This is a genomic window from Ignavibacteriota bacterium, from assembly GCA_016212665.1.
Taxonomy (GTDB): domain Bacteria; phylum Bacteroidota; class Ignavibacteria; order UBA10030; family SZUA-254; genus FW602-bin19.
This window is the reverse complement of the sequence record JACREZ010000027.1, coordinates 39,669-52,617: the sequence shown is the minus strand read 5'-3', so window position 1 is coordinate 52,617 and position 12,949 is coordinate 39,669. Positions and strand designations below refer to the sequence as shown.

The 12,949-nt window shown below is 41.9% G+C and carries 13 protein-coding genes; all 13 read right to left on the bottom strand.

What is annotated here, in order from left to right:
- Window positions 1-8 precede the first annotated feature (8 nt).
- Complete coding sequence (gene recN / locus HY960_09555; protein MBI5215989.1) at window positions 9-1,721, bottom strand: DNA repair protein RecN; 1,713 nt, start codon at window positions 1,719-1,721, stop codon at window positions 9-11.
- Between the two features lie 14 nt (window positions 1,722-1,735).
- A complete protein-coding gene (locus tag HY960_09550) occupies window positions 1,736-1,960 on the bottom strand; it encodes a type II toxin-antitoxin system HicA family toxin (protein ID MBI5215988.1) in 225 nt (74 codons plus the stop codon).
- A complete protein-coding gene (locus tag HY960_09545) occupies window positions 1,957-2,172 on the bottom strand; it encodes a type II toxin-antitoxin system HicB family antitoxin (GenBank protein ID MBI5215987.1) in 216 nt (71 codons plus the stop codon). The genes HY960_09550 and HY960_09545 overlap by 4 nt, the downstream gene beginning before the upstream one ends.
- 49 nt (window positions 2,173-2,221) lie before the next feature.
- A complete protein-coding gene (locus HY960_09540) occupies window positions 2,222-2,956 on the bottom strand; it encodes a hypothetical protein (GenBank protein ID MBI5215986.1) in 735 nt (244 codons plus the stop codon).
- 2 nt (window positions 2,957-2,958) lie between these two features.
- Window positions 2,959-3,300, bottom strand: a complete 342-nt coding sequence (rplS, locus tag HY960_09535) for a 50S ribosomal protein L19 (protein ID MBI5215985.1) — start codon at window positions 3,298-3,300, stop codon at window positions 2,959-2,961.
- A 41-nt stretch (window positions 3,301-3,341) separates the two neighbouring features.
- A complete protein-coding gene (trmD, locus tag HY960_09530; GenBank protein ID MBI5215984.1) occupies window positions 3,342-4,016 on the bottom strand; it encodes a tRNA (guanosine(37)-N1)-methyltransferase TrmD in 675 nt (224 codons plus the stop codon).
- A gap of 3 nt (window positions 4,017-4,019) precedes the next feature.
- The gene (gene rimM, locus HY960_09525; GenBank protein MBI5215983.1) at window positions 4,020-4,538 is read right to left on the bottom strand and encodes a 16S rRNA processing protein RimM; all 519 of its coding nucleotides are present in this window, start codon (window positions 4,536-4,538) and stop codon (window positions 4,020-4,022) included.
- Between the two features lie 63 nt (window positions 4,539-4,601).
- Window positions 4,602-5,027, bottom strand: coding sequence for a 30S ribosomal protein S16 (gene rpsP / locus HY960_09520; GenBank protein ID MBI5215982.1), 426 nt, complete (start codon window positions 5,025-5,027; stop codon window positions 4,602-4,604).
- A gap of 45 nt (window positions 5,028-5,072) precedes the next feature.
- Entirely contained in the window at window positions 5,073-6,398 is a 1,326-nt protein-coding gene (gene ffh, locus HY960_09515; GenBank protein ID MBI5215981.1) for a signal recognition particle protein, read from the bottom strand.
- Between the two features lie 164 nt (window positions 6,399-6,562).
- Window positions 6,563-8,215 carry a T9SS type A sorting domain-containing protein gene (locus HY960_09510; protein MBI5215980.1) on the bottom strand — a complete coding sequence of 551 codons (1,653 nt, stop codon included), beginning with the start codon at window positions 8,213-8,215 and terminating at the stop codon, window positions 6,563-6,565.
- Window positions 8,216-10,345 (bottom strand): TonB-dependent receptor, encoded by a 2,130-nt coding sequence (locus HY960_09505; GenBank protein ID MBI5215979.1) that lies wholly within the window; start codon window positions 10,343-10,345, stop codon window positions 8,216-8,218.
- 75 nt (window positions 10,346-10,420) lie between these two features.
- On the bottom strand, window positions 10,421-10,738 hold the full coding sequence (locus HY960_09500) for a hypothetical protein (protein MBI5215978.1): 318 nt from the start codon (window positions 10,736-10,738) through the stop codon (window positions 10,421-10,423).
- A gap of 133 nt (window positions 10,739-10,871) precedes the next feature.
- Window positions 10,872-12,929, bottom strand: coding sequence for a peptidylprolyl isomerase (locus tag HY960_09495; GenBank protein MBI5215977.1), 2,058 nt, complete (start codon window positions 12,927-12,929; stop codon window positions 10,872-10,874).
- Between the last annotated feature and the right edge of the window lie 20 nt (window positions 12,930-12,949).

Here is a 12,949-nt window from a genome sequence, read left to right as displayed (position 1 = left end):
TTCTAAAATTAACTGTTTGAAAATTCAATCAACTCGCGGGCGCTTTGCAAACCGGCTTCAGTAACTTCTTCACCGCTCATCAGTCGGGCAACTTCCATGACCCGATCTTTCTCGTTTAACATTTTCAATTTCGTGATGGCACGCTTTCCATCTTCAATTTTTTCGACGACGAAATGTGCATCGGCAAAACCGGCAATCTGCGGCAAGTGCGTAATTGCAATTACCTGATGATGCGCCGCGAGTTCTTTCATTGCCTGACCGACTGATTGAGAAATTCTACCCGATATTCCAACATCAATTTCATCAAATATCAATAGCGGGACACTTTCTTTCGTCACAACATTCATCTTCAATGAAAGCATGATGCGGGAAACTTCTCCGCCTGATGCAACTTTCACTAACGGCTTTGGCGATTCACCAACGTTCGTCGAGATGAAAAACTCAATCTCATCAATTCCCTGAGACGAACAATCAAAACAATCCTTACCGATTTTCACAATTGCTGTATCCTGTTGATTGCTTTTTTGTTGAACGATGTTTGTTTCAAACTGCCCGTTTTGAATTCCAAGTTGTATCAGCGTTTGGACAATTTTCTTGTTGAGTTTCTTCGCTCCATCCTGTCGTTTCTTGGAAAGTTCTTGAGCCGCTTTCGAGCAAATAACTCTTGCTTGCTCCAATTCTTTCTTCTTTTCGGCTAACGCTGTTTCAAAATTGTCGGCAATGGATAATTCTTTCTCGATTGATTCTTTTTGCCGAAGTACAGATTCCATTGTTCCGCCATACTTTTTTTTGAGGAGAGAAATCTTTCCAAGCCGAGTTCTGATTTCTTCCAATCGTTCAGGTTTGAACTCAATGTTCGAACGATAGTTTCGCACAAATGAAGTTAATTCATTGATGATAGAAGTCGCCGACTCAAGTTCTTTAACTGATTCTGAAAATGATTCATCAATCTTTTGCAACGCTTCAACATGTTTCCGTACTACGCCAAATTTGTCAACGATAGATTGCTCACCATCATAGAGAAGTTGGTATAGTTGGTCTGCTTCAAGAGAAAGCCGCTCGGAGTTTTCTAAAATCTTCAATTCTTTTTCGAGCGATTCTTCTTCATTGAGCGACGGATTAACTGCAAGAATTTCATTCAACTGAAATTCTAAGAGCGAACGCTTTTCATCCACGTGTTCTTTTTTGGACTGTAACGTTTCAATCTCTTTCAAAATTGAAGAAGCGTTTACGTAGAGTTTTGCAAAACTTTTTACCGATTCGTTCAGCCCACAGAAATCATCAAGCATCTCGATATGCGTTTCTTTTCTGAGAAGCGATTGATGTTCGTGTTGTCCATGTAAATCAACGAGCAAGTCCCCGACTTGTTTCAGCAAACTTATGGTCGCAGGGGAATCATTGATAAAACATCTGCTTTGACTTTTAGTTGAAATTTCCCGCCTGATAATTAATTCGTCCGAACTATCCATCTCTTGCTCAGCAAGAAGTTGTTTCAATTTAAACTGATGCTGAATTAGAAATACCGCTTCAACAATCGCCTTCTCACTTCCTTTGCGTACAACCCCGCTATCCGCACGTTCACCGAGAATCATACTGAGCGCATCAATGATGATTGATTTTCCTGCGCCCGTTTCCCCCGTCAAGATAGTCAGCCCATTTTCGAACTCAATGTTGAGTTCATCAATAAGCGCGTAGTTTTTGATGTTGAGTGATTTGAGCAAGGCAGAAAAATAAGTTACAACAAATCTTGAAATTCAGAAATTGATAATTCACAATCACGAAGAATTTTTGAAAATAACCCCGGACCAATTATTTCGGCGGAGTGAACCGGAACGACAGTACATCTGCCATCGTCATGCTGTAAAAAATAATGACTTCCCCGTATTCGCTGAATTGTAAAATCAGCCTTTTGTAATGCTTTAATAATTTCACGACCTCGAAGTCGTGGACTTTTTCTCATGCGGGAATTGAGATTCGTTGTACACCAACGAATTCATTGAATTTGATTGTTCCTTCTTGAACTTCCAGGCAGAGGTCAATTGCTTCGCGTATTCGCTTCATCAAAACATCAAGCGATTTTGCTTGTGTATGGCATCCCCGGAGTTCGGGGACAGTGGCAACAAAATATCCGTCGGCATCTTTTTCAATAATTACGTTGAATTCTTTTTTCATGGTCTCAAGAAGTAAAATATCAATTGATGAAGTTGGTAAAGGGATACATCTAATTACGTAACGATGTAAACTTCAAATCAGGAATATCTTTCAAAGCCCCATAATAATACGCCATTCTGTAAAACTCGTTCAAACCTTCGATGGCTTCATCATGGAAATTGTAGAATACAGAAAAATTATTTTCGGCTGTTTTCTCTTTGATTTTTTTCAGATGCAAAAGTTCTGATTCTGATAGAGCGCCCTCCTTTGTCACCCAAAATCCGTGGACATAGTGATGTTCGGTTATATCAAACCATTCGTCAACGAGGTCAAGTTTATTGGCGTGGTCACTCCATTCTTCACAATCGTTGCCGACGACTAATAGACTTTCCGCCTTTTCCAAACCACTGTGTAATGCATCTTGCAAAAGAACAAATTTCGGTGTGAGGGAAAATTTTTCTTCGAGTATCATTCGAGCAAGAATAATTTCCGAACTTGATTCAGGATTGACTGCAACTGACGAGACATCAGTCAAATCATCACGGAAGTGTAATTCAATGATACCGCTTTCACCGAAAGAAGCGGCGCAAACATCCGGGACAATGCGCAGTCCTGTCGAATATCTTGCATAATCAAGAGGAGATAAAAATGCCCCGTCTATTTCATCTTGCAGAAGTTTGAGAACAAGTTGAGCCGGTGCATCTTGAACCAACTCAAAGCGGGCGGAGGATTCAGGGGCAGACATGCGCAAACCGTCGAATAACGGTTGCACATAGTTGTGTCTGATAATTCCAAGCCGCTTCAATGTTACGCCGAAGTTTTTTGGCGAACACTCTTTGAAGCAAGTTCACGGATGTAATAGAGTTTCGCACGACGAACTCTGCCGGGTTTGACAAGGTCAATTTTTGCAATACGCGGCGAGTGGAGCGGGAAAATTCTTTCCACGCCGACTCCGTCGGAAACTTTTCTCACGGTGAATGTTGCACCCATTCCTGCACCGCGTCGCGCCATCACGATTCCCTGATATTGCTGAATACGTTCCTTGTCTCCTTCAATAACACGCACATGCACATTGATTGTATCCCCCGGCTTGAACGACGGGAGGTCAGTCTTCATTTGCATTGCTTCTACGAGTTTTAACTTTTCCATTTTTTTGATTCTCCTTGTTTGTACAAAATCAATTTACAAAATTATGATAATAAATCTTTTCTTCGTGCTTTCGTTCTCTCAAGTTTTTGTTGATGTCGCCATCGCTCGATGATTTTATGATTTCCCGAAAGCAACTCATCAGGAACTTTCATTCCGCGGAACTCTGCCGGTCGGGTATATTGCGGACAATCGAGCAATCCTTCCTGAAATGAATCGCTCAACAACGATTCGGCATCACCGATGACACCGGGAACTAAGCGGGCAATTGTATCTATTAACACAAGAGCGGCTGTTTCTCCGCCCGTCAACACATAATCGCCAATTGATATTTCACGTGTGATGAGTTTTTGGCGGACTCTGTCATCAACACCTTTGTAATGTCCACACAGCATGATAAGATTACTTTTAAGTGATAACTCATTTGCAATCTTTTGTGTGAGAGTTTCACCATCTGCTGTCAGATAAATCACTTCATCATAGTTGCGTTTTGATTGAAGCGATTCGATACATTCGAAAATCGGCTCAGGCTTTAACACCATTCCTGCGCCGCCGCCGAACGGTGTATCATCTATCGTTTTGTGTTTATCATGCGTAAACCGTCGCAGGTAATGAACCCGGATTTGCAACAGTTTCTTCTTTTTTGCCTGTCTGATGATGCTTTCGTTCAGAGGTCCTCTGAACATTTTCGGGAATCCGGTTACGACATCGATTCTCATCGGTTACAAATCAAATAAACCATCAGGCGGCAAAATCAGAATCTTTCGGTTTTTCACATCAACTTTTTTGATAAACTCTTTTACCGCTGGAAATAGCAAACTTCGTTCACCATTCCTGATTTCCCAAATATCGTTGCTTGAAATTTTCAGAACGTCCTGAATAGTTCCTACGTTCGTTCCATCTTCTGTGAACACTTCACACCCGAGAATGTCATGAATAAACCACGAACCTTTTGGCGGCTTTACAAGTTCATCCTTCTCTACAAAGATGTAATGATGAATGAACTGTTCCACAACAGTTCTATCGTCAAATCCCTTTAACTTCAGTAAAATCGTTTTGTGTTGAAACTCAACATCTTCGACTTCCTGAGTATGGATTGACTCTGCTTTCAACCCGACCCTGATAGTTTTGAGTTTATTCAAACGTTTCGGGGAGTGAGTTAAAGGATATATTTTTAAGTATCCTTTTACTCCGAAGAAACCGACAATCTGAGCAATCGCGAATAAGTCAGTTGATTGCATGCGATAAAATCCTTCACCCAATAATTTCAAATTACAGACAAGAAAATATTGGGTTCAATAAAATTAAGCGGCTGGCGCTTCAGTCGGTGGAGCGGCAGAAGCAACCTCAGCAGCTGCTTTCTTCTTTTTCTTCAGGCTCGCTTTTTTATCAGCTTTCCGAACTAATTTTGATGCATGAAGAACTTGCCATTTTTCTAATTCCGCCGCAATCGCTGCTTCGTCTTTGCCGTTCTTCATCAACTGCCACTTAAGCCACATGCCTTTTTGTTTCATTAGCCCGAGAACAGTGTCAGTCGCTTTTGCGCCGCGTTTCAACCAATAGAACAGGCGGGTCTCTTTAAATTCAATCCCTGCCGGATTTTGTTGCGGATGGTATGTACCAATCGCTTCAAGAAATTTTCCGTCGCGCGGTGACTCAGAATGTGCCGCTACAATTTTATAGACTGGCTGTTTCTTTTTGCCGATACGCCGTAAGCGTAATTTAACCAATGTTGATTTTCTCCTTTAGTGTTTTTATTTGTAATCTAAAATCTATTATCGTGCATTTTGCATGTTTCTAAACATGCGGGGAATCTTCCCCCTCGAAAGCCGTTTCATCATATCCTGCATTTCAAAAAATTGTTTGAGCAATTTATTGACTTCCTGAATTGATGTTCCGCTTCCGGTGGCAATCCGTTTTCTTCTCGAACCGTTGATGATGTTCGGTTTCATCCGCTCTTCTTTTGTCATTGATTGTATGATTGCTTCAACCCGAACAAGAGCGCCTTCATCCACTTGCGTGTTTGCAGGAAGTTTGTTCATTCCGGGAATCATCCCAAGCACCTGTTGAAGCGGACCCATCTTTTTGATTTCATGAAGTTGGTCCATAAAATCTTCAAGCGTGAACTGAGACTTACGAAGTTTCTCTTCTAACTTTTGGGCTTTTTCTTCTGTTACCTGCTGTTGAACTTTTTCAACAAGCGTAACAATATCGCCCATGCCGAGAATGCGCGAAGCCATCCGGTCGGGATGGAACTGTTCAAGCGCATCAAGTTTTTCGCCGATGCCGACAAACTTAATCGGCTTCGTAACAATGGAGCGAATCGAAAGAGCCGCACCGCCGCGTGAATCACCATCGAGTTTTGTTAAAACAACGCCGTCGAAATTCAGACGGTCATGAAATGCTTTCGCTGTGTTGACTGCGTCTTGCCCGGTCATCGAATCAACCACAAAAAGTATCTCATGCGGGTTGAGTTTTTGTTTGATTGTTTCGACTTCCCGCATCATCTCTTCATCAATGTGAAGACGACCGGCAGTGTCAATGATGACTACATCTCTTGCACCTTTTCGTGCTTGCTCAATCGAACCAATTGCAATTTCGATAGCGCCTTTTCCGCGCTCTGCAACAACCGGAACCTGAATCTGCTTGCCGAGCATTTCGAGTTGGTCAATTGCCGCCGGACGATACACATCCGCAGCGACCAACATCGGGTAACGACCCTTTGACTTTAAAAAGTTTGCAAGTTTCGCACTGAATGTTGTCTTACCTGAACCCTGCAACCCCGCCACCATAATAACAGTCGGCGGCATCGGTGCAAACGATATTTGCGTTGCAGATGTTCCGAGCAACTTCACCATTTCATCAAAAATAATTTTGACGATGAGTTGCCCCGGCGTAATGCTTTGTAAGACTTCCTGACCTATCGCACGTTGTTGAACGTCGTCAATAAACTGCTTGACGACCTTGTAGTTGACGTCGGCATCTAATAAAGCACGACGAACTTCGCGTAGCGACTCGGTGATATTCGACTCCGTAATCTTGCCCTGACCACGAAGTTTCTTAAAAACACTCTCTAATTTTTGTGATAAATCTTCAAACACGGGGATTGAAACGCTGAAATAAGCATGTATGACAATAAAAAAGCCTACCGCGCTTCAAACGATAGGTTCAAAAAGCGGGCTTAATTTAAGCAAATTTCACACGTCATGCAAACGAAAAGTGGTTACGGGTTCGTGGTTTCAGTTTTGGGTTTCGGATTACAGTTTTATCGGAGATACAACATCTTCCTCGCTTTTACACCATCCTTCGATGAAAGTTTATAGAAATAAACACCGCTCGGCAATCCCTCAGCATTCCACTGTACTGAATATTTTCCTGCAGCTTTCTTTTCGTTTACTAATGTTGCAACTTCTTCCCCTAACACATTGTACACTTTCAATGTAATAAATCCGAAATTGGTAATCCGAAATCCGAAATTCGTAGAAGGATTAAACGGGTTCGGAAAATTTTGAGACAGTTCAAATTCCGAAGGAATCTCGACGGAACCATTATCAACTCCGAGTGCAGAAAGTTCAATTTGAGATGACCATATTTGATAGATGCCTGTAGAGTTGTCCATCCAAAATGCGTGCAATGTATTACCGACAGATGTGAGAGCAATGTTATCTCCTTGGTAACCAACCGTCATTCCGGGAATTTGTGCCGGTTTGAAATTGTGTTCGCTCACTTCAAAATCTTTCCATGTCGTTCCGCCATCAATCGAGCGGGAAAGAAATACTCCGACCGAATCACTCGTTGTGTTTCTGTCATCGTAATACAATACGTTCACACCGCCACCATCATCAACATGAATTGCCGGGAAGTATTGATACTTTCCATTGTTGAGCACATCCTGATTGACCCGGATTCCTGATGACCATGTTTTACCGCTATCGGTAGAACGATTTAAAATTATATCGGGGTCATTTCCCGCCGGAGATAATCCCTTTTGCGCAGTGACGATGTAAATCGAATTGTTATTTGATAGACCACTTTTATCAATTGCAATATGTGGTAAATCCTTCACTCGAAGGTTTGCTTTCGTGGTGATATAGCCGTTTATTCCGTTGACATCAAACGCATTCTCATTTACTGTCCAACTTGTTCCACCATCATTTGATAAAGCGAATCCAACAAAGTCGGCGGTGAACGGAGAACTATTATTTGCTCTTACCCAACAAACACCAATTGTTCCGTTCGCCATGATGTCTGCTTCCCCTCCGTTCCCGATTTTTCCGTTCGCTGGATTGTTGATTTGTATAGGTGAACTCCAATTTAGTCCGCCATCATCTGTATAAGAAAAGACTGTTGGAAAAGGCTGCGCACTCAACAAAGTCCACACAGCGTATGTTCTGCCGAAATAATTACTTGTTAAACCACCATCTGAAGTCAGGGTAGCCTTGTACAAATCCTCAGTGGTAATAGTTTTGAATGTCGACCAATTCAGACCGTTGTTCGTCGAGTAATGTGAGTAAAGCCCCGGCGAAACGCCAAGTCTTGTAATTATAAAACCTCCATTTTTGTCAATCGCAATTCCCGGATTTCCGCGATGGTCTGTGATAAGAAATCCTCTGCATGTATCATTGCCAAGCCAATTAGCGCCGCCGTCAGTTGTTGAGTAAACACCTTCGCTCTGAAAGCCCGAATTGAGATTAAATGTATTCGCACTGACAAACAAAATATTTTGATTCAACGGATGACGCGCAATGACAGGTTCTGTTTGAACGATTGCACTTGGATAAATTCTAAAACTCTGCCCCACTCCTACAAAGACGGATTTCTTCTTTGGCGAGCCTCCCTCCAACTCACCAAAGAAGAACGTACAAAGTAGAACGTATAACGTACTGATTTCGAAATATTTAGAGAACGTATGTTTCATTCAGAATGTATAACCAAGATTAACACCTGCAAAGAAATTCCTCGGCTCACCGACTTCATAAAATTCTTTTTGTGTCGAATTGATGTTCACGAATGCGACGTATGTTTTATCAAAAATATTATTTACGCCGAACGAAGCAACAAACTGAAATCTATCCACTATCCATTCCATGCCGATATTTGAATTAAAGAGCGAATATCCGTCGGACATTTCGCTGTTGCCATCGTCAACATACATTCCGCTGACTTGCGTGTATGATGCTTTTGCAAATCCCGTAAGCGATTCATAGAATTTCCTATCGTAAGCTAATGTCAGAGAAAAATTGTGTTTCGGTACGCTTGGAACATAGTTACCATCAAACGTATGTTCAACAATAGCAATGTTCCCATCGTTATCAGATGCAACAATTCCCGCATTGAATGAATCGTAACTAAAATCGGAAAATGTGTATGATGCCTTTGCCTGAAATCCATGAACGATTTCCGCATTCGCACCTAATTCCAATCCCGTCCGGTTCGTTCTCGCTGCGTTCCGATAGAATACATCGCCGAACACTTCGAACGGAACAATCTCGTCATTAATCTTCGTGTTGAAGAATGTCGCATCGAAATAAATAGTTCTGAACATCTCAGCATCAAAATCAATAAGATTTCCTTTTATACCAAGTTCAAAACTTTTCGATTTTTGCGGCTCAAGGTCAGGATTCAATAACGAATTTGGCTTAGTGCTTGTGGGATAATTTTCCAGTTCGTTTCCCGCAGGCGTATCAAAACTCAATCCGTACGATGAATACAAAGCAACTGTCGGCGTTAACTTATAATTCAACGCGGCTTTGGGTGTAAACGCTCCAAATTTTCTCAAATCGCTTTGCACTTCGAATAATTGATTTCGTGCATCGAAGACTACATTATCATATCTTCCTGTCACCATCAAATCAACTTTATTCTCGACCAATCCGAGTGTGTTTTGAAAGTATATTCCTGAATTAGCAATGACTTCATCCGTTAATGCAAGAAGAGCGTCACTCTTTTTTCCGTTGATGTTATTATACTCTTCAATCGGACCTGACTGATAAAACAAATCCGTTCCCACCGAAAACTCGTATGGCATCTCAGCAACTTTCGTGTGATGAACAAACCGTGCGCTTGCTCCAACACCGTTTCTATTCATGATGCGATAGGTTCGAGCAGTCCGCTCAAAATATTTCATCGTGCCGTATGCGGTCAATTCCACTTCGTTCTGATTTTCTTCACCGAAAAACGTATCGAATTGTAAACCGACACGCCCCTTCTTTGTAATTCGTTTTGCATCTCTATCTACCTCTCTCTTGTTCGCCTGAAACGGGTCTTGCTCAAATTTTTCTTTCGTAAGTGAACCGGGAAGACGAATCAATCCATCAACAAAATAACTGAAGACGGAAAACGTTGATAAATCATTCGGCTTGATTTCGATGACGGAATTGAGAATGTTCCAATAATCTTCGCTGTGTGGTCGGTATCCTTGATATGTATGATAATTGTAGGTCGTCAGAAGACTGTAATTCTCCGCCTTTATTCCTGTTTTGAATCCGTTACTGCGAAAATCGAACGAGCCGAAATTATTGAAACTACTGAAGAACGTTCTTGGGAAATGTATATCATTGATGAAATTAATAACACCGCCCGGCGCGTTTGTGTAGAGCGATGAAGAATTTCCCTTCACCACTTCAATCGAACCAACAGACTCAAAATCAATTGCCTCTACACGCGTTTGTCCATCCGGCTCAGATTCGGGAATTCCATCGAGCAATATTCTCACGCCGCGGATACCGGAATTCGAGCGGCTACCGAACCCGCGAATCGAAACGCGTACATCATGGTTTCCATAGCGATTTTGAAGAAAGAGTCCCGGAATTCCCTCCAACACATCGTTGACGGAAACTTTCTTATCAAATTTGTATTGTGTGTTGTCAATCCGTTCGACGGAATACGGAATGTCAATAATCTTTTTCGTCGTACGAGTGCCTGTTACTACTACTTCGTCAATCTGAAATGTCTTAGTCGTATCATCAAGGATGTACAGACTTTGCGCTTGTAACAAATCGACAAAATAGAGTAAGCACACTACGACAAGTAAGTAAAACTTGTTCATAAGTTACTCCATAAAAAAATAAATAGAAATAGCAACGCCTTCTGATGAAACTAAGAATCAGGGCGTTGTCATGAATTAAATTTTATGTAAGTAATAAGAGGGAGGCGATTTATCTCTGATAAGTTCAAAGGGGGGATGTGTGTGGAGATTGCTGATGTCCTCCTTCGGAAGTAATCCGAGTAGTGTTATTTGAACATCAACAAGATAAACGAATGCTTTTTGCGCGCTCGTTTTTCCGAATGACTCCCATGTAACACCAAATGACGCAAACGATACGACCGATGACAATTCCCTATACTTCTCTTTATGTTCTTCCTCAAACAACTCAACCTGATAGGCGAAGTAGTTGAACGCCATCAAAAGAAAGAACAGCGTATGTCGGGTTAGTTTCATATTGTTATTGCAGGATGATTGTAAGAAATCTTCCTTTAACAAACAACCTTTTTGACATTGACAATTTTGTCATGTGCGATTGAATCATTGATGATTAAATGATTCAACGACTCAATGATTCAATCGTAAATCGTCAATCAATAATCTTCACATCCAAAATCCTGTCATCAATCCGAATCCGATTGACAACATCCATCCCCGAAACGACCTTGCCGAAGATTGTGTATTTCCCATCTAAATGTGGTGCAGGTGATTGCATCACGAAAAACTGTGAACCTTCTGTATCTTTTCCGGCGCTTGCCATTCCCAACATTCCGGTTTCAAATGAAAGTGGAGAGAATTCAGAACGGATTGAGAAACCGGGTCCGCCCCATCCATCGCCGCGCGGGTCGCCTCCTTGAATAACAAAATTCGGAACGACACGATGAAATGTCAAACCCCTGAAATATCCTTTTTGTGTTGCGAGTTTCAGAATGCTCATCACTGTAAATGGGGCAACGCCTTTGTATAATTCCATCTGCACATCGCCGCGAGTTGTCTCCATGTTCACATTGATTGTCTCAGGCAAGGCATCCAAATATTTGAAATCAAAATCAGTCCACAACGGTTGAATCCATTCCGGTAAGTCGTTTCGATAATCTTTTCCGGTGATTTGATACAATGCATCTGCCGCCGCAAATGCAACTGAACGGTCAGTTGATTTGAGAACATCTTCCAAAACACCAACAGCGCGAGTATCCTGATATTTGCCAAGTGTTCCGCAAATTGCCTGCATCGCTTCTACATCGTCAGGAATTCGTAACTGTGTAAGTTTATCCATCAACAATACGACCGATTCGGGCTTTCTGAAAATTGAATCAGCCAAAATCTCAGACGCAGTAGTTACCAATGCAACGTCATCGCTTTGCAACGCACGAATAACTGCTCGATATGTTTGTTCAACGCGATCGGAATCACTTTGATGTTTGTGTGTCAATGCGTCCAACGCCTCCAAAGCAAATCGTGCAACCATAGGTTGTTCGGAAGAAACATATTGCTCAACAATCGGTATTGCATTTTTGTCACCCGTTTCACCGAGCGACTTCAATAAATATGATTGCAATAATTTCTCTTGTCGTTCACCGATTTGAATATATTCCGATGCGGCTGTCCCTGTTAAGCGTGCTAACGCATTTGCCGCGGTCGCTTGATATTGCCAAAGAAAACTGTTTTCCCTATTGAGTGATATTTTCTTCAGGTCTGCGAATGTCTCTGTTACAGTTTTATCACCTTCCTGTTCGCGTGCATCTGTATTCCCGAAATATTCCAGCGCAATCAATCCTACATACTCATTTTTATCAAAGAACGCACGATGAAACGCATCCACAATATTTTCATTTTGTTTAGTTGAGAAGTTTGCCAATGCCTTCAGCGCGTTGACACGAACGCGCCAATCGGAATCAAACTCCGCTAAGTTCAACAACGGTCCGACAGAAGATTTTTCATCTTTGATTTTTCCCAGCAACACTGCAAGATGCATTCTCGCAAGCGGGTCAGGATGACGGTACAATCCAACAAGATTATCAATTTCATTTTTTGTTTCCTGATTATTCCCGATTCGTTGCAACGCATACACCACCTGCCATGACACCGGTTCATTTCCTTTTGCTAACCCGACTACATATCGTGTCGCCTCTTCCCTCACAACGTTTCGAATAGCAAATCGCGCAACAGACATCACGAACGGAAGATTCGCTTGATGAGTGTTCTGTGAACCAAATCTCAGCATCAAATCTTTCAGCGCCGCGTCCGTACCAAACTTTCCAATTTCTTCAATCATTCTGTCATGCGCTTTTTTGTTCTTCGATTGAATTTGGTCAAGTCGAATCCAGATGAGGTCGTGTTCAAACTTTTCTCTCCCCTTTCTCGAAAGTATTGAAGCAGTTTGACCGATGGCAAACACAGCCGCAAATCCGACATCTTCATTTTCGTCCAACATATTTGTAACCAGAAGCGGCAACACGGAAGTATCCTGAATACTACCGTACGCAAGCGTTGCACGTTCACGAACCAGTTCATCTCTATCGGTAAGGAACTCCTTCAGCCGCGCATCGTGCGGCGTTCGTGTATCTTGAAGGCGGAGAATTTGTTCAATTTTTTCACTCCGTTCTTTTGTTACCTCAGTATGGTTTTCCTGTGGAAAGGCTGTCATAAACAAACAAACCACAAACC

What these genes read in the sequence shown, in the direction of transcription:
- rplS (MBI5215985.1), bottom strand. Translation starts at nt 3,300, where the DNA reads ATGGAAAAGTTAAAACTCGTAGAAGCAATGCAAATGAAGACTGACCTC.
- HY960_09510 (MBI5215980.1), bottom strand. Translation starts at nt 8,215, where the DNA reads ATGAAACATACGTTCTCTAAATATTTCGAAATCAGTACGTTATACGTT.
- HY960_09505 (MBI5215979.1), bottom strand. Translation starts at nt 10,345, where the DNA reads ATGAACAAGTTTTACTTACTTGTCGTAGTGTGCTTACTCTATTTTGTC.
- HY960_09500 (MBI5215978.1), bottom strand. Translation starts at nt 10,738, where the DNA reads ATGAAACTAACCCGACATACGCTGTTCTTTCTTTTGATGGCGTTCAAC.
- HY960_09495 (MBI5215977.1), bottom strand. Translation starts at nt 12,929, where the DNA reads ATGACAGCCTTTCCACAGGAAAACCATACTGAGGTAACAAAAGAACGG.
- trmD (MBI5215984.1), bottom strand. Translation starts at nt 4,016, where the DNA reads ATGAGAATCGATGTCGTAACCGGATTCCCGAAAATGTTCAGAGGACCT.
- rimM (MBI5215983.1), bottom strand. Translation starts at nt 4,538, where the DNA reads ATGCAATCAACTGACTTATTCGCGATTGCTCAGATTGTCGGTTTCTTC.
- HY960_09550 (MBI5215988.1), bottom strand. Translation starts at nt 1,960, where the DNA reads ATGAGAAAAAGTCCACGACTTCGAGGTCGTGAAATTATTAAAGCATTA.
- HY960_09545 (MBI5215987.1), bottom strand. Translation starts at nt 2,172, where the DNA reads ATGAAAAAAGAATTCAACGTAATTATTGAAAAAGATGCCGACGGATAT.